Raw genomic sequence first — 13,052 nt, forward strand, 5'->3', positions numbered from 1 at the left:
CGATGATCTGGGCTGGAGTCGGCATGGCGGTAGGGTCCTGGCGTGGTGAGGATAGACCTGCTGAATGTCGTTCGACTTACTGCGCCGCCTTCTCCGACTTGCCGTCGTAGCGCTTGCGCCACTCGGCCAGGATCTGGTCGCGGTGCTTCGACGCCCAGGCAAAGTCGTTCTTGATCAGGCGTTGCTCGTAGTCGGCAGGCAGCTCTGTCTGCGGCTTGGCAATCCCAGGCGCGGCGAGTACGGCGAAGTTCTCCTTGTACAGCTCCATGGCCGCAGGGCTCGCCGAGAAATCGGCCAGGCGTCGCGCGGCATCGGCCTTAGGCGTGCCCTTGATCACCGCGGTGGCCTCGATTTCCCAGCCCAGCCCTTCCTTGGGCAGCACGATGTCCAGCGGCGCGCCCTGGCGCTTGAGCTGTACGGCCGGGTACTCGAACGAGATGCCGATCGGGAACTCGCCCGCCGCCGCCAACTTGCAGGGCTTGGAGCCGGAATGAACGTACTGGCCGATGTTCTGGTGCAGGGCATCCATGTAGGCCCAGCCCTGCGGTTCGCCGAACGTCTGCAGCCAGGCGCTGACATCGAGGAAGCCGGTGCCGGAGGAGGCCGGGTTGGGCATGACGATCTTGCCCTTGTACTCAGGCTTGGTCAGGTCCTGCCAACTCACGGGCTTGCTCAGGCCCTGCTTCTCGGCCTCGATGGTGTTGAAGCAGATCGTCGCGGCCCACACGTCCATCCCCACCCAGGCTGGCGGGTTGGCCGCGTCGCGGTAATTGGGTGCGATCTTGCCCAGGTCTTTCGGCGCGTAGGCATCAAGCATGCCGTTCTGATCGAGAATGGCCAGGCTCGAAGCCGCCAGGCCCCACACCGCGTCAGCCTGCGGGCGATCCTTCTCGGCCAGCAGCTTGGCGGTGATGATGCCGGTGGAGTCACGCACCCATTTGATCTCGATATCCGGGTTGGCCTTCTCGAAGGCCTGCTTGTAGCTCTTGAGCTGCTCGGCTTCCAGGGCGGTGTAGACGGTCAGCTGGGTGTCGGCCGCCGAGACCTGCAGGCTGAACACGGCAGATACGGCAGCAACAAGGGCAAGTGGCTTGAACATGAAGCAGCTCCTTTGAGGTGGACAGTCGAATCAGGGTTTGGGCGCGCGCTGGCGCCAGGCCTGGGAGCGGCGCAACAGGCCGCGTGAAGCCCCGGCCAGCAGCAGCGAGGCCGTGGCACTGGTGAGCAGGATCAGGGTGGACATCGCCGCAGCACCGCCCACGTTGCCGGCATCGTCCATGTTCAGCACGGCGACGGCGGCCAGGATCGTGTCGGGGCTGTAGAGGAAGATCGCCGCCGACACCGTGGTCATCCCGGAAACGAACAGGTAGCGCACGATATCCAGCAGTGCGGGCAGGCAGATCGGTACGGTGACGCGCAGGTAATGCCGGTGCAGCGGCGCCTTGAGCGACAGCGCAGCCGCCTCGAACTCACCATCGAGCTGGCGCAGCGCAGTGCTTGCGGTCATCTGGGCGGTGGTCAGGTAGTGGGCGATGGTGCATACCACCAGCAGCGCCATGCTGCCGTAGAAGACATGCAGCGGGTTACCGGCGAGGTTGAAGAAGAACACGTAGCCCAGGCCCAGGACGAGGCCTGGCACCGCCATCGGCACGAAGCTGAGCAGGCGCAAGGCTTGGTTGAGCAGGCGCTGGCCTTGGGTTTTCTCCATCAGGTAGGTGCCGGTGAAGATCACCACGCTGCCGATCACGGCGCAGCACAGGGCCATGGTCACGCTGTTGCGGTAGGCCAGCCAACCGCCACCAGCGGTCTCGTCGAAGAGGTAGTGCTTGAATGAAAGCGTCAGGTTATAGGGCCAGAAGGTCACCAGCGACGAATACACCGCCATGCCGATCACCCCCAGCAGCGCCGCGCAGACCAGCACCACGATGGCCAGGAAGCAGGCATCGCGACGACGCGAAGGCTGGGGCTCGAATACCTGCGCGCGCCCGCTCATCGCCTCGCCCTGGCGGCGGCGCAGCCAGGCATCGACGCTGAAGCTGAGCAGCGCCGGCACCAGCAGGACCATGCCGATCAGGGCGCCACGGCCGAACTGCTGCTGGCCGACCACCGCCTTGTAGGCCTCCAGCGCCAGTACCTGATAGTCGCCACCGACCACCACCGGCACGCCAAAGTCAGTAATGGTCAGGGTGAACACCAGGCAGAACGCGGCGAATACCGCCTGGCGCGTGGCCGGCCAGGTGATGCTGCGAAACGCCCGCCATGGTCCGGCGCCCATGCTCGAGGCTGCGTCGAACAGCCGTGCATCGGCCAGCGACAGCGCTGACAGCAGGATCATCAAGGCATGCGGGAAGGTGTAGATCGCTTCGCCAAGCACGATCCCCCAGAACCCGTAGATGTTGTCGCTCAGCAGCCCGCGCAGCAGGCCCTGGTTACCGAACAGGTAGACCAGCGCAATGGCCGGCAGCATCGACGGCGCCAGTAGCGGCAGCAGTGAAATCCCGCGCCATAGGCCCTTGGCCGGAATCAGCGTGCGTTGCAGGGCATAGGCGAACAAGTAGGCCAGTGGCACGACGATCAGCGCTACGCTGAAGGCCACCGCCAGGCTGTTACCGAGCAGCCAGCGAAAGTTGTCGCTGGCAAACAGCTCGGCGGCCGCCTGCAGGCCACCGCCCTGGCCCGCCTCGCCGCTGAAACCACGCCAGAAGATGGCCAGCAGCGGCATCAGCACGGCCAGCAACAGCAGGAGCAACAGCAGGCTCTTGCCGCCGACGACGAACAATCGATCACCCAGTGCGACGCCACTGCGTGGTACGGCCTTGGCGGCGCTCACCGATACGCTCATGGACGCGGCCATCTCAGGCGAACACCTGCAGGCTCTGCGGTGGCAGGGCCACCCAGATATCCTGCGAGCCCAGGCGCGGCATGGCTTCGGGCGCCAGCTCCGCGAGCAACGCGTGCCCCGGCAAGGCCTTGAGTTCGAAGCTCATGCGGCAGCGATTGCCGAGAAAAGTGAGTTCACGCACCTTGGCCGGGAACAGGTTCTCCTCGTGCACCACCGGGTTGACCGTGATCGCCTCCGGACGGCAGAACAGCCGGCCACTGCGCGCACTCACCGCCCCCGGCGCCAGGCGCATGCTCATGCTGCCCACCTGGGCGTGGCTGTCGTCATGGCGCTGGAACGGCAGCCAGTTGCCCTGGCCGACGAACTCGGCAACGAACGGTGTGGCAGGCCGGTCGTAGATAGCCTGCGGGGAGGCGTACTGCTCGACCTGCCCGTTGTTCATCACCGCGATGCGGTCGGCCATCAGCATGGCCTCGTCCTGATTGTGGGTAACCATCAAGGTGGTGATGCCCAGCTTGCGCTGCAGTTGGCGCAGCTCGGTACACAAGTGCTCGCGCACCCGCGCATCCAGCGCCGACATCGGCTCGTCGAGCAACAGCACCGATGGCGATGGCGCCAAGGCACGAGCCAGAGCAACGCGCTGTTGCTGGCCACCGGAGAGCTGGCTGGGATATTTCTTTTCGCTACCGGCCAGGCCAACCAACTCGAGCATTTCGGCGACCCGCTGACGCGACTGCTCGCGGCTGCCGCCCGTCAGGCCATAGGCGATATTGGCCTCGACGGTGAGGTTGGGGAACAGCGCATAGGACTGGAACAGGATGCCGTAGTCACGGGCCTGGGGCGGCAGCTCGGAGATATCCCGCTCACCGATGTACAACGAGCCCCGGTCCTGACGTTCGAGGCCGGCGATACAGCGCAGCAGGGTGGTCTTGCCGCAGCCGGAGGGGCCGAGCAGGCAGACCAGCTCGCCGGCGGCGATGTCCAGGGACACGTCGTTCAGCGCGGTGAACGCGCCGAAACGCTTGTGGATACCGCGCACGTTCATGTGTGCGCCCGGGGTTGCGTGGTTCATGGCTGGGCCTCATCGAAGAGATGAGGGCCATGCTAGGAAGGCTGTGCGAAGGTTCTGTGGCGATCAGGGCAAAGTGGGTGATAGTGGCATTGGCGGATTTTGGTTGAGAGCCTGGGAACACGGACATGGCGCCGCGGTGTCTGTTTCGTGGGCAAGCCACAGGAAATCTAGAACCGAGCCCCCGCCACTTCCTGCGCCACCCCGAGAAACGCCGCCGGCAAGCGCGCCTGGCGCCGCTCCTTCAGGCAATACAGGTACTCGTGCATCAGCGGCGCACCCTCCAGCGCCAGCACCCGCAGCTCCGGGGTCAGCGGCACTTCATGGCGGGCAATGACACTGATGCCGATATTGCGCAGCACCGCTTCGCGGATCGACTCGCGGCTGCCGATTTCCAGCAGCGCACCAGCCTTCACCCCGGCCTCCTGCATCATCTGCTCGGTCAGCTTGCGCGTGGTCGAACCCGGCTCGCGCATCAACAGGCAATGCCCGCAGAGGGCTTCGATGCCCACCGCCTGACGCTGCGCCAGGGGATGGCTACGGTGCACAGCCACGACCAGCGGATCGCTGCCCAGCACCCGGCGCACCAGGCGCGCATCCTCGACCAACTGCGACGAGCCGGCGATATCCACCCGGTACTCCTCGAGCATCTCCAGCACCTGTTGCGAGTTGCCGATCTCCACCGCCACCTCGACCTGAGGCAGGCGTTCACGGAACACCTTCACCAGGTCGAGAATGTAATACGGCGCGGTAGCGGCGACACGCAGGCTGCCCTGAGCCTGGCCACTGTTGCGCAGTTCGAACTCGATGTCCGCTTCCTGCTGCAACAAGGCCTTGACCCGCGGCAAGAGCCTGGCGCCCTCCTCGCTCAGCACCAGGCGTCGGCCGCCCCGATAGAACAGCTCGACCGCGTACTGGCTCTCCAGGTTGCGGATCTGCGTGGTCACCGTGGGCTGGCTGAGCCCAAGCTTCTTCGCCGCCAGCGTGATGCTGCCCAGGCGGGCCACCATGTAGAAGGCTTTGAGCTCCGAACCGAGCATGGCACCTCGTTATTTGCGCAACAGGCGCAAGCCGTTGAACACCACCAGCAGACTCACGCCCATGTCGGCGAACACCGCCATCCACAGGGTGGCCATGCCGGCAAAGGTGATGGCCAGGAATATCGCCTTGACCCCCAGTGCCAGGACAATGTTCTGGATGAGAATCGCAGCGCTCTGGCGCGACAGCCTGACGAACGCCGGGATTTTGCGCAAGTCGTCGTCCATCAGCGCCACATCGGCAGTTTCGATGGCAGTATCGGTGCCGGCCGCCGCCATGGCGAAGCCAATCTCGGCGCGGGCCAGGGCCGGCGCGTCGTTGATGCCGTCACCGACCATGCCCACGCGGTGGCCTTGAGCGTAAAGATCTTCGATGGTCTTGAGCTTGTCGGCAGGCAGCAGGTTGCCCTCGGCACGATCGATACCCACCTGAGCGGCGATGGCCTGGGCGGTGTGCGGGTTGTCGCCGGTCAGCATGACGGTCTTGATCCCCAGCTCATGCAGCTCGGCGATGGCCTGGCGACTGCTGTCCTTCACGGTATCGGCCACGGCGAACAGCGCCAGCGGGCCGGAGCGATCGAGCAGCAACACCACGGTCTTGCCCTGGCGCTCGAGCAGGTCGAGCTCGGCCTCAAGTTCCGGCGAGCACAGGCCCAGCTCCTCGACCAGACGGTGGTTGCCCAGGTGATAGGCCTGGCCGTCGATCTCGCCGCGCACTCCACGCCCCGCCAGTGCGGCGAACTCCGTCACCTCTGCGAGAGCAATGCCCTGCTCCCGGGCATGTTGGGCGATGGCACGCGATACCGGGTGGTCGGAACGCTCGCCGAGGCTTGCAGCCAGCGCCTGGGCACGACCTTCGAACAACGGCTCGAGCACCTTGAAATCGGTCTGTACCGGCTTGCCGTGGGTGATGGTGCCGGTCTTGTCCAGGGCCAGGAAGTCCAGCTTGCGCCCGCCCTCGAGATAGACACCACCCTTGATCAGGATGCCCTTGCGCGCCGCGGCGGCAAGGCCGCTGACGATGGTCACCGGGGTCGAGATCACCAGCGCACATGGGCAGGCCACCACCAGCAGCACCAGGGCGCGGTAGACCCAGTCGAACCAGGCACCGGCCATGAACAGCGGCGGGATGATCGCCACGGCCAGGGCCACGGCGAACACGGCGGGCGTGTAGATGCGCGAGAACTGGTCGACGAAGCGCTGGGTCGGCGCTCGTGCACCTTGCGCTTCTTCCACTGCCTTGATGATGCGCGCCAGGGTCGATTGGCCGGCTGCGGCGGTGACGCGGTATTCAAGCGCACCGGCCTGGTTGATGGTGCCTGCGAAGAGCTTGTCGCCCAGCGCCTTCTCCACAGGCAGGCTTTCGCCGGTGATCGGTGCCTGATCGACGCTGGATTGCCCACTGACGACCTCGCCGTCCAGGCCGATGCGCTCGCCCGGGCGCACCCGCACTCGCGCACCGATGGCCACCTCGCGCACCTCGACCTCGCGCCACTGGCCATCCGCCTGCTGCACGGTGGCCATGTCTGGCGTCAGCTGCATCAGGCCGCTGATGGCGTTGCGCGCCCGGTCCAGCGAACGCGCCTCGATCAGTTCGGCGATGGTGAACAGCACCATGACCATAGCCGCTTCCGGCCACTGGCCGATCAGCACGGCACCGGTCACGGCGATGCTCATCAGTGCGTTGATGTTCAGGTTACGGTTCTTGAGCGCAATCCAGCCCTTCTTGTAGGTGCCCAGACCGCAGCCGAGGATGGCGGCCAGTGCCAGCAGGGCCACCACCCACTCCGGCGCCAGCGCGGAGAAGTGCACGATTTCGGCGCCAATCGCCGCAAGACCCGACAACGCCAATGGCCACCACCGGGTCTTGTGGGCGGCAGGGGCATTGGCACTGCCATCATCGTCTGCAGCCAGCGGCTCGGCCTTCATGCCAAGGCTGTCGATGGCGCGCTCGATCTGCGCGGTGCCGTCGAGAGTGTGGCGCACGCCGAGAATGCGGTTGATCAGGTTGAATTCCAGCTGCTCGATACCAGCGAGCTTTCCCAGCTTGTCCTGGATCAGGGTCTGCTCGGTCGGGCAGTCCATCGCTTCGATGCGAAAACGGCTGAGACGCGCCTGGTCACTGGCCTTTTCGGTCAGCTGCACGAAGGCCGGCGCCGCTTTGCTGGCACAGCAGCTATGGGCCTGGGTGTCGTGGCAGGAAGACTTGGCGCCATGATCATGGCCGTGATCGTGGCCATGATCATGATCGTGCTTGTGGTCGTGACTGACAGGCTGGTTCATAGGTTCGCCCTGATGGAGAGTGCCCACTGACGGGGGTTGTTGCCAAGTGAACACCCTGTAGCCACTATAGGGTCAAGCGATCCCAGGAGATTTCGTCATGAAGATCGGAGAACTGGCCAAGGCCACCGACTGCGCCGTGGAAACCATCCGCTACTACGAGCGCGAGCAATTGCTGCCCGAACCCGCCCGCACCGATGGCAACTACCGCCTGTACACCCAGGCCCACGTGGAGCGTCTGACCTTCATTCGCAACTGCCGAACCCTGGACATGACACTCGACGAAATCCGCAGCCTGCTGCGCCTGCGCGACACCCCCGAGGGTGCGTGCGGCAGCGTCAATGCGCTGATCGACGAGCATATCGAGCATGTACAGGCGAGGATCGACGGCTTGATGGCGCTGCAGACGCAGCTGGTGGAGTTACGCAGGCAGTGCAATGCGCAGGGGGATGAGTGCGCGATTTTGCAGCAGTTGGAGGTCAATGGCGCGGTGTCGGTGCCGGAGACCGAGCATTCGCATGTGGGGCGTAGCCACGGGCATTGAGGCCGGTAAAGACCTTCGCGGGCAAGTCGGAGCGTCGGTTCGGCGCTCCAACTTGCCCGCGAAAAGAACGACGCGGTTCTGAGTCAGACCGCCATCGGCGCCGTCATCGGCGCATGATGCTCATACCCTTCCAGCCAGAAATCACTCGGCTCGATCTTTTCCAGCCACTCAGGCTCATACACACCGGTCTCGGCAAACGCCGGCACACGGTCGCTGATCACCAGCTTCGGCGCCTCCAGCGGCTCGCGCTTGAGCTGCTCGTTGAGCATGTCCAGATGGTTCTCGTACACATGGGCATCGCCGATGAAGTAGGTGAACCAGCGCGGTGTATAGCCGGTCAGGCGCCCGAACAGCGACAGCAGTGCTGCACCTTCGGTGAGGTTGAACGGCGTGCCCAGGCCCAGATCGTTGGAGCGAATGTAGAGCGTGAGGGAGATTTCCTTCGTCTCGACATTGGGGTGGAACTGGTACAGCAGGTGGCAGGGCGGCAGCGCCATCTCGTCGAGCTGGGCGCAATTCCAGCCGTGGAACAGGATGCGTCGGCTGCCCGGGTCGTTGGCGATGGTGTCCAGGCACTGGCGCACCTGGTCGATGGCCTTGTAGAGGATGACGAATGCCTGGCCGGCTTCCTCGTCCTTGGCGATCTGGCGGAAACCGGCTTTTTCCGCCATTTCAATGGCGGCCGGGTTGCTCAGCGGGATGCGCTTGTAGCCTGGCCACTGGCGCCATTGCACACCGTAGATCTCGCCGAGGTCGTCATGGCCCTGGCGGAAGGGGTTGGCCAGCCATTGGGCGTTCTCGTTGGCGTTCTGGTCCCAGACCTTGCAGCCAAGGTCGCGAAACTCGCCGGCATTCTTCACGCCGCGCAAGAAACCGACCATCTCGCCGATCGCCGACTTGAACGCCAGCTTGCGCGTGGTGATGGCCGGAAAACCCTTCTGCAGGTCGAAGCGCAACATGGCGCCCGGCAGGCTGATGGTGCGGATACCGGTGCGGTTGCCCTGCAGCGTGCCGTTCTCGATGACATCGCGAACCAGGTCTAGATACTGTTTCATGGCCTACCTGTGGCAAGCACGGCAGGGGGATCGCCCCTGCCGTGGAATTATCAGTGGGCGGGTGTCGCCGTGGGTTTGCGATTATAAGCCCACCAGATCAAGGCGAGGCCAGCGACGATCATCGGTATGCAGAGAATCTGACCCATGGTCAGCCAGCCCCACGCCAGGTAACCCAGCTGTGCGTCCGGCACGCGGACGAACTCGACGATGAAGCGGAAGATCCCGTAGAACAGCGCGAACATGCCGGAAACCGCCATGGTCGGGCGTGGTTTGCGCGAGAACAGCCAGAGGATCAGGAACAGCGCCACACCCTCCAGTGCGAACTGGTACAGCTGCGAAGGGTGACGGGGCAACTGCGCCGGATCGCTGAACGGCGGGAAGATCATCGCCCATGGCACGTCGGTCGGCTTGCCCCAGAGCTCGGCGTTGATGAAGTTGCCGATACGCCCGGCACCCAGGCCGATCGGCACCAGCGGTGCGACGAAGTCCATCAGCTCGAAGAACGACTTGTTGTTGCGTTTGCCGAACCACAGTGCCGCCAGCATCACGCCGATAAAACCGCCGTGGAACGACATGCCGCCTTTCCACACTTCGAAGATCAGCGTCGGGTTGGCCAGATACTGGTGCAGGTCGTAGAACAGCACGTAACCCAAGCGCCCGCCGACGATCACGCCCATCGACAGCCAGAACACCAGGTCGGAGAGCTTCTCGCGGTTCCAGGTCGGGTCGAAGCGATTCAACCGGCGCGAGGCGAGCAGCCAGGCACCGCCGATGCCGATCAGGTACATCAAGCCGTACCAGTGGATTTTCAGCGGCCCGAGGGCCACGGCCACGGGGTCGATCTGCGGGTAAGGCAGCATGGTGGTTCCTCTAGATCAAAAAGCTGAGGCCGACGCAGAACAGCAGCGCGGCAAACAGGCGCTTGAGCAGGCGCGGCGACAGCTTGTGCGCCAGACGCGCGCCGAAGCGGGCGAAAAACATGCTGGTGACGGCAATGCCGACCAGCGCGGGGAGATAGACATAGCCCAGACTGTGCGCGGGCAGGTGAGTTTCGTTCCAGCCCAGGATCATGAAACTCAGGGCACTGGCCAGGGCGATAGGCAAGCCGCAGGCCGACGAGGTGGCCACGGCCTTCTGCATGGGCAGGCTGCGCCAGGTGAGAAAAGGTACCGTGAGCGAGCCGCCGCCAATACCGAAGATCGCCGAGGCCCAGCCGATCACCCCACCGGCAGCGATCAGCCCAGGCTTGCCGGGGATGCCACGGCTGGCCTTGGGCCTGAGGTCGAGGGCCATCTGCAGCGACACCAGCAGGGCGAACACGCCGATGATCTTCTGCAGCATCGGCCCCTGGATCAACGAGGCGGTCTTGGCGCCAATGCCGGCGCCGATGAGGATGCCGACGGTCATCCACAGGAACACCGGCCACTGTACGGCCCCCTTGCGGTGGTGTTCCAGCACGGCGTTGATCGAGGTGAAGACGATGGTCGCCAGCGAAGTCCCGACCGCCAGGTGCGTGAGGATCGAGGCATCGAAGCCCTGCAGGGTGAAGCTGAACACCAGCACCGGCACGATGATGATGCCGCCGCCCACGCCAAAGAGCCCGGCCAGTACGCCGGCGCAAGCGCCCAACAGCAGATAGAGCACGAATTCCATTCGCAGACCCTGTGAATACGATCCGGCATGGTAACGGAAGCCGGGGCTGCGCCTCTAGTGAACTCTGTGTCAGGTGATGGCAGTGCAACCAGACTGTGGTTAGAGTGGCACAAAACACTGAGGCCAACCCATGTGCCTGATCGTATTCGCCTGGCGGCCGGGGCACGCCCTGCCGCTGATCGTCGCGGCCAACCGCGACGAGTTCTACGCCCGCCCCACCCAGGCGCTGGCCACCTGGGAGGATGCCCCGGGCGTGCATGCCGGGCGCGACCTCGAAGCCGGTGGCAGCTGGCTGGGCATAGGCCCAGGCGGGCGCTTCGCGGCGCTGACCAATATCCGCGACCCTCGCCAGCCGCTCGGGCCGCGTTCGCGCGGGGAACTGGTGGCCGCCTTCCTGCAGGGCGAACTGGGCGTGGAAGCGTATCTGGACCATGTCGCCAGCCGCAGTGCGCAGTACTCGGGGTTCAACCTGCTGGTGGGCGATGGCGAGCGGTTGGGCTATCTGCACGCCCGAGACCCGGCGCCACGACTTCTGCCACCTGGCATTTACGGGCTATCCAACGCCGGGCTGGACACGCCGTGGCCGAAACTGCTGAAAGCGCGCTCGGCGCTGGGCGAGGTGCTCGAATCGGCAGACCCGCAGCAGCTACTGGCGCTGCTGGCCGATGCTGCGCCAGCACAGGACGCAGAGCTGCCGGAGACCGGCGTAGGGTTGGCGACCGAGCGGTTGCTGTCGAGTGTGTTCATTGCCAGCCAGAATTACGGGACACGGGCAAGTACCGTGCTGATCGTGGATGATCAGGGCAGAAGGCGGATGATCGAGCGCAGTTTCGGGCCCTTTGGCGGGCATCTGGGGGAAGTGGAACTGAACCTCGTATGACTTTCAGGCCTCTTCGCGGGCAAGTCCGCGAAGAGGCCTGTGAACGATCAAAGGCTCTTGTTCGGCCCGATCATCCGCGCCAGTCCAAGGTTCTTCAGCGCCAGTTGCAGCGAGCTGTGGATAACCTGCGGGTTGTCATGGGTCATGGCTTCGGTCAGGAGCTCACGGGCCTTGCTCATGTTGATCTGACGCAGCATCCACTTCACCTTCGGCAGGTTGGTGGCGTTCATCGACAGGCTGTCGAAGCCCATGGCCATGAGCAGGATCGCCGCTGCCGGGTCACCGGCCATCTCGCCGCAGATACTCACCGGCTTGCCTTCGGCGTGGGCGTCGCGCACCACGGTCTGCAAGGCTTGCAGCACCGCGGGATGAAGGTAGTCGTACAGATCGGCGACCCTCGGGTTGTTGCGATCGACAGCCAGCAGGTACTGCGTGAGGTCGTTGGAGCCGACCGAGAGGAAGTCGACCTGACGCGCGAGTTCCTTGGTCTGGTAAACGGCCGCCGGAATCTCCACCATCACGCCAACCGGGGGCATCGGCACGTCGGTGCCTTCGTCACGCACTTCGCCCCAGGCGCGGTGGATCAGGTGCAACGCCTCTTCCAGCTCGTGGATGCCGGAGATCATCGGCAGCAGGATACGCAGGTTGTTCAGCCCCTCGCTGGCCTTGAGCATGGCGCGGGTCTGCACCAGGAAGATTTCCGGGTGGTCGAGGGTGACGCGAATACCGCGCCAGCCGAGGAAGGGGTTTTCTTCCTTGATCGGGAAGTAGGACAGCGCCTTGTCGCCGCCGATATCCAGCGTGCGCATGGTCACCGGCAGCGGATGGAAGGCCGCCAACTGCTCGCGGTAGATCGCCAGCTGTTCCTTTTCGCTGGGGAAGCGCTGGTTGATCATGAACGGCACTTCGGTGCGGTACAGGCCCACGCCTTCGGCGCCACGCTGCTGGGCCCGGGCAACGTCAGCGAGCAGACCGGTGTTGACCCACAGCGGCATGCGGTGGCCATCGGGGGTGACGCACGGCAGCTCGCGCAGGGCATCGAGCCCCTGGGCCAACTGGCGCTCTTCCTCGACCACGTCGCTGTACTGCTTGCGCAGTACATCGCTGGGGTTGGTATAGGCCTCGCCCTTGTAGCCGTCGAGAATCATCTCGATGCCATCGACCTTCGAATACGGCAGGTCGACCAGACCCATCACCGTCGGGATACCCATGGCTCGCGCCAGGATCGCCACGTGGGAGTTGCCCGAGCCCAATACCGACACCAGGCCGACCAGCTTGCCTTCCGGCACTTCGCCGAGCATCGCCGGAGTCAGCTCCTCGCTGACCAGAATGGTGTTGTCGGGGTAGACCAGCGTCTGCGAGCGGGCCTCCTGCAGGTAGGCCAGCAGGCGGCGACCGAGGTCCTTGACGTCCGAGGCGCGCTCGCGCAGGTAATCGTCATCCATCAGCTCGAAGCGGCTGACGTGCTCGCCGACCACCTGGCGCAGCGCGCCCTGGGCCCACTGGCCGGTCTTGATGACCTCGGCCACTTCGCCACCCAGGGCGGCATCCTCGAGCATCATCAGGTACACATCGAACAGCGCACGCTCTTCGGGACGCAACTGGGTCGCAAGCTTCGCCGACAGCTTGCGCATGTCGGCGCGCACCCCTTCGAGGGCGTTGTTGAAGAGCTTGAGTTCGCCGTCGATGTCT

11 protein-coding genes are annotated in these 13,052 nt (G+C 64.7%); 2 read left to right on the forward strand and 9 right to left on the reverse strand.

Features of this window, described 5'->3' with window-relative positions:
• Positions 1–76: 76 nt before the first annotated feature.
• The 5 genes from VA602_RS14085 to VA602_RS14105 form a co-directional block, all read right to left on the reverse strand.
• A complete protein-coding gene (locus VA602_RS14085) occupies positions 77–1,099 on the reverse strand; it encodes a putative 2-aminoethylphosphonate ABC transporter substrate-binding protein (RefSeq protein WP_125931169.1) in 1,023 nt (340 codons plus the stop codon).
• 30 nt (positions 1,100–1,129) lie between these two features.
• Positions 1,130–2,854 (reverse strand): putative 2-aminoethylphosphonate ABC transporter permease subunit, encoded by a 1,725-nt coding sequence (locus VA602_RS14090; protein ID WP_323453507.1) that lies wholly within the window; start codon positions 2,852–2,854, stop codon positions 1,130–1,132.
• A gap of 1 nt (position 2,855) precedes the next feature.
• Positions 2,856–3,914, reverse strand: a complete 1,059-nt coding sequence (locus VA602_RS14095; protein WP_323453508.1) for a putative 2-aminoethylphosphonate ABC transporter ATP-binding protein — start codon at positions 3,912–3,914, stop codon at positions 2,856–2,858.
• Positions 3,915–4,081: 167 nt separating this feature from the next.
• Positions 4,082–4,951, reverse strand: coding sequence for a LysR family transcriptional regulator (locus VA602_RS14100; RefSeq protein WP_054891136.1), 870 nt, complete (start codon positions 4,949–4,951; stop codon positions 4,082–4,084).
• Between the two features lie 9 nt (positions 4,952–4,960).
• Positions 4,961–7,231, reverse strand: a complete 2,271-nt coding sequence (locus VA602_RS14105) for a heavy metal translocating P-type ATPase (RefSeq protein WP_323453509.1) — start codon at positions 7,229–7,231, stop codon at positions 4,961–4,963.
• Positions 7,232–7,328: 97 nt separating this feature from the next.
• On the opposite strand from VA602_RS14105, the gene cadR reads away from it, so the two are divergent.
• Positions 7,329–7,772, forward strand: a complete 444-nt coding sequence (gene cadR / locus VA602_RS14110; protein ID WP_054891134.1) for a cadmium resistance transcriptional regulator CadR — start codon at positions 7,329–7,331, stop codon at positions 7,770–7,772.
• Positions 7,773–7,855: 83 nt separating this feature from the next.
• Here the strand turns inward: cadR and VA602_RS14115 are convergent, their stop codons facing one another.
• The 3 genes from VA602_RS14115 to VA602_RS14125 are packed head-to-tail and all read right to left on the reverse strand — an operon-like array spanning position 7,856 to position 10,480.
• On the reverse strand, positions 7,856–8,827 hold the full coding sequence (locus VA602_RS14115; protein WP_063541681.1) for a thymidylate synthase: 972 nt from the start codon (positions 8,825–8,827) through the stop codon (positions 7,856–7,858).
• 50 nt (positions 8,828–8,877) lie between these two features.
• Entirely contained in the window at positions 8,878–9,687 is an 810-nt protein-coding gene (lgt, locus tag VA602_RS14120) for a prolipoprotein diacylglyceryl transferase (protein WP_054891132.1), read from the reverse strand.
• 10 nt (positions 9,688–9,697) lie between these two features.
• Positions 9,698–10,480, reverse strand: coding sequence for a sulfite exporter TauE/SafE family protein (locus VA602_RS14125; protein ID WP_063541683.1), 783 nt, complete (start codon positions 10,478–10,480; stop codon positions 9,698–9,700).
• A gap of 130 nt (positions 10,481–10,610) precedes the next feature.
• On the opposite strand from VA602_RS14125, the gene VA602_RS14130 reads away from it, so the two are divergent.
• A complete protein-coding gene (locus VA602_RS14130; protein WP_323453510.1) occupies positions 10,611–11,360 on the forward strand; it encodes an NRDE family protein in 750 nt (249 codons plus the stop codon).
• A 47-nt stretch (positions 11,361–11,407) separates the two neighbouring features.
• Here VA602_RS14130 and ptsP read toward each other — a convergent pair.
• A partial coding sequence (gene ptsP, locus VA602_RS14135; protein WP_323453511.1) for a phosphoenolpyruvate--protein phosphotransferase occupies positions 11,408–13,052 on the reverse strand: 1,645 nt, incomplete at its 5' end.

The sequence above is a fragment of the Pseudomonas machongensis genome, assembly GCF_034961125.1.
Classification (GTDB): Bacteria; Pseudomonadota; Gammaproteobacteria; order Pseudomonadales; family Pseudomonadaceae; genus Aquipseudomonas; species Aquipseudomonas machongensis.

What these genes read in the sequence shown, in the direction of transcription:
- VA602_RS14085 (WP_125931169.1), bottom strand. Translation starts at nt 1,099, where the DNA reads ATGTTCAAGCCACTTGCCCTTGTTGCTGCCGTATCTGCCGTGTTCAGC.
- VA602_RS14090 (WP_323453507.1), bottom strand. Translation starts at nt 2,854, where the DNA reads ATGGCCGCGTCCATGAGCGTATCGGTGAGCGCCGCCAAGGCCGTACCA.
- VA602_RS14095 (WP_323453508.1), bottom strand. Translation starts at nt 3,914, where the DNA reads ATGAACCACGCAACCCCGGGCGCACACATGAACGTGCGCGGTATCCAC.
- VA602_RS14100 (WP_054891136.1), bottom strand. Translation starts at nt 4,951, where the DNA reads ATGCTCGGTTCGGAGCTCAAAGCCTTCTACATGGTGGCCCGCCTGGGC.
- VA602_RS14105 (WP_323453509.1), bottom strand. Translation starts at nt 7,231, where the DNA reads ATGAACCAGCCTGTCAGTCACGACCACAAGCACGATCATGATCATGGC.
- cadR (WP_054891134.1), top strand. Translation starts at nt 7,329, where the DNA reads ATGAAGATCGGAGAACTGGCCAAGGCCACCGACTGCGCCGTGGAAACC.
- VA602_RS14115 (WP_063541681.1), bottom strand. Translation starts at nt 8,827, where the DNA reads ATGAAACAGTATCTAGACCTGGTTCGCGATGTCATCGAGAACGGCACG.
- lgt (WP_054891132.1), bottom strand. Translation starts at nt 9,687, where the DNA reads ATGCTGCCTTACCCGCAGATCGACCCCGTGGCCGTGGCCCTCGGGCCG.
- VA602_RS14125 (WP_063541683.1), bottom strand. Translation starts at nt 10,480, where the DNA reads ATGGAATTCGTGCTCTATCTGCTGTTGGGCGCTTGCGCCGGCGTACTG.
- VA602_RS14130 (WP_323453510.1), top strand. Translation starts at nt 10,611, where the DNA reads ATGTGCCTGATCGTATTCGCCTGGCGGCCGGGGCACGCCCTGCCGCTG.